At 66.7% G+C, this 1,799-nt stretch carries 3 protein-coding genes; 2 read left to right on the top strand and 1 reads right to left on the bottom strand.

Going from position 1 to position 1,799, the window contains the following annotated elements; translation table 11 throughout:
- Window positions 1-383: NAD(P)H-dependent glycerol-3-phosphate dehydrogenase (locus MOV74_RS37285; protein ID WP_404979230.1), on the top strand; the 383-nt coding region annotated here is incomplete at its 5' end.
- 2 nt (window positions 384-385) lie between these two features.
- Entirely contained in the window at window positions 386-799 is a 414-nt protein-coding gene (locus tag MOV74_RS37280) for an EVE domain-containing protein (RefSeq protein WP_246932410.1), read from the top strand.
- Between the two features lie 76 nt (window positions 800-875).
- On the opposite strand, the gene MOV74_RS37275 is transcribed toward MOV74_RS37280, so the two are convergent.
- Window positions 876-1,799, bottom strand: a 924-nt coding sequence (locus tag MOV74_RS37275; protein ID WP_246932408.1) for an adenylate/guanylate cyclase domain-containing protein, incomplete at its 5' end; no start/stop codon positions are given.

The following is a 1,799-nucleotide window of genomic DNA, read 5'->3' as shown; positions in this document are numbered from 1 at the left end:
CGGTCGGTCGCAAGCTCGGCGCTTCCGCCCAGGCTGCGCTGACGACCCGCGGCTTTGCCGAGCTCACGCGGCTTGGCCGCGCCATGGGAGCGCGCGGCGAGACGCTCACGGGCCTGTCCGGCCTTGGCGATCTCATTCTGACCTGCTCGAGCCCGCAATCGCGCAACTTCGCCCTTGGCCTCGCACTCGGCCGCGGCGAGCAGCCGCCCGCCGGCAAGCTTGCCGAAGGCGAATTCACCGCACCGGTGCTGATCGAACTCGCAGCTTCGCAAAACATCGAGATGCCGGTATCAGAAGCGGTCGCGTCGATCCTGAGCGGCCGTAGCACGATCGACGCCGCGATCTCGGGGCTGTTGACGCGTCCTTTCAGGGCAGAGGAATGAACATGGCGTACTGGCTGGTGAAATCTGAACCATCGGTGTGGTCCTGGGACCAGCAGGTGGCGAAGGGCGCCAAGGGCGAGGCCTGGACCGGCGTACGTAACTACACCGCGCGCCAGAACCTCGTCGCGATGAAGAAGGGCGACAAGGCGTTCTTCTATCATTCCAACGAGGGCAAGGAGATCGTCGGCATCGCGGAGATCATCAAGGAGGCCTATCCGGACCCGACCGACAAGACCGAGAAATTCGTCTGCGTCGACATCAAGGCCGACAAGCCCCTGAAGAATCCGGTGACGATGGCCGCGATCAAGGCAGAGAAGAAACTCGCCGACATGGCGCTGGTGAAATATTCACGCCTCTCGGTGCAGCCGGTGACGGCGGAGGAGTGGAAGCTCGTCTGCAAGATGGGTGGAATGTAGGCGCAGGTGCCGTAGCCCGGATGAGCGTAGCGACATCCGGGACGACTGGCCCCGCATGTCGCTACGCTCATGCGGGCTACGATATCCGAGCTTGCGGCTCGGGCAGCGCGAAGACCTCACATGGTGCGGCAATGCCGCGCAGCGAGTGCGGCCCGAGCGCGACCAGCAGCATGTCCGTCTCAGCGGCCAGCACGCCTGACACCAGTACGGTCCTGCCGAGCGGCTTACACAATCCTTCGAGTCGGCTGGCGAGATTGACGGCGGGACCGATCGCCGTGAAATCGAGCCGGTTGGCCGCGCCGATATTGCCCCAGAGCATCTCACCAAGATGAAGCGCGGCACCGAACGCCAGCGGCGGCAGGCCCTTGCCGCTGCGCTCCGCGTTGAGATAGGCCATGCCGGCCTCGGCTGCGCCTGCAGCACGCAAAGCTGCCTCGCAGGCGCGGCGCGGTGATTCCTCGACCACCGGAAAGATCGCGAGCACGCCGTCGCCGATGAATTTCAGCACCTCGCCGCCGAAGGCGTGCACGGCGCCGGCGATGCGATCGAACCAGGCGTCGAGCGCCGCGATGACCTCTCCAGGCGGCGAGGCCTCCGAGAGGATCGTGAAATTGCGCAGGTCCGCATAGAGCAACGCGGCCTGAATGGTCTCGCCGAGGTCGCGCCGCAACGGCGCCGCCAGCACTCGCTCCGCGCTGCGCTTGCCGAGATAGGCATCCAGCGTTGCCCGCAACGTGGCGCGCGCGGCGAGCACGGCGAGGGGCGTCGCGGTAAAACGCGCGGTCTGGCGCAATTGCCCGATTTCGTCCGCAGTGAACGGACGCGGCGCGATCCAGCCCAGCAGCGGCCCGTCTTGCCGCCCGACAATGTCTTCGTGCACCTCGCCGCGCGCGATGTCGCGCAGCCAGCGGCGACCGGCATCGTTCGGCGGATCCGGTGCGAGGCCGCCAGGCGCGAAGCCGAGTGCTTCGATCACCTGGCCGCTGTCGGCACGCCACAG

Origin of the sequence: Bradyrhizobium sp. SHOUNA76 (assembly GCF_023006445.1) — a bacterium.
Classification (GTDB): domain Bacteria; phylum Pseudomonadota; class Alphaproteobacteria; order Rhizobiales; family Xanthobacteraceae; genus Bradyrhizobium.
The sequence above is the reverse complement of the archived record's forward strand: the minus strand, read 5'-3'. Positions and strand labels throughout refer to the sequence as shown.